This is a genomic window from Paenibacillus sp. SYP-B3998 (genome assembly GCF_010820665.1).
Taxonomy (GTDB): Bacteria; Bacillota; Bacilli; order Paenibacillales; family NBRC-103111; genus Paenibacillus_E.
Map to the genome: position 1 here is coordinate 1 of NZ_JAAIKC010000037.1, position 941 is coordinate 941.

Annotated in this window: 1 protein-coding gene; it reads right to left on the reverse strand. The window is 43.5% G+C overall.

Annotation, left to right across the window (positions count from 1 at the left end; translation table 11 throughout):
• Window positions 1–257: 257 nt before the first annotated feature.
• Window positions 258–941: helix-turn-helix domain-containing protein (locus GK047_RS29095; protein ID WP_163954254.1), on the reverse strand; the 684-nt coding region annotated here is incomplete at its 5' end.

Sequence of the window (941 nt, forward strand, 5' to 3'; positions counted from 1 at the left end):
GACTTTTCCGGTTTGTTTGCGCATATGCAGGGTTAATTGACGATAGCCAAAGATACGCTCAACTTTCTCGTAGATGGTCATCATCACCTGTACCAGCTGCTCATTCTCCATCTCACGAGCACTAGGTTTGCGAATTAACCACTTATAATAGCTTGAGCGTGCAATTCCTGCAATTTCACACAGGAGTTGAACGCTAGTTGATGTTTCTTCCTGAAGCGCTTGAATGGCAAGATAGGCATTCTCATGGCGATATTGGCTTAACTTCGCCTCCTTTGTAATTCCTGTAGCTTTTTTAGAAATGCATTTTCCGCCCGAAGCCGCTCCATTTCATATTGCATCTTCTTCATCTCGAGCTTCTGTTGATCGGCCTCCGTTAACTCTTCGGGAGCTTTCTTGCGTCCTCGACCATCCTTTAACGCCTCTTGACCGCCAGTTTCGAACTTCTTGACCCATTGATACACTTGCTGGTAGGAGACCTGAAACTGCCCCGCTGTCTTTTGGTAATTATGTTGGTGTGCCAAGCAGTATTGAACAATATCGATTCGTTCTTGATATGTTGTAGAGCGACCCTCTGTCATAGCTTTTGCTTCCCCTTTGTAGGCTTTTAAGCTGCTATGACCATTATACTTCTTAATCCAGTCGGAAAGCTGTTTTGTACTAGCAATCTTGTATTTATCGATGATCTGGTACTGAGACAATCCCCCCTCAAGGTAGTCCTTCACCGCGCCCAGTTTAAGCTCAGCACTATAACTTTGATTATAAACACGACTCTCGAGCCCTTCGTAACCATACAGCTTGTAGCGACGTTGCCATTTCATTAAAGTCGTTTTATTGATCTCATATTTCTTAGCTGCGGCCAGAAAACCTAGTTGTCCACTTGATACTTCATTAAGGATAATGAGTTTTTCCGCAGCTCCGTATTTTCTTTTTGACATGAAAAA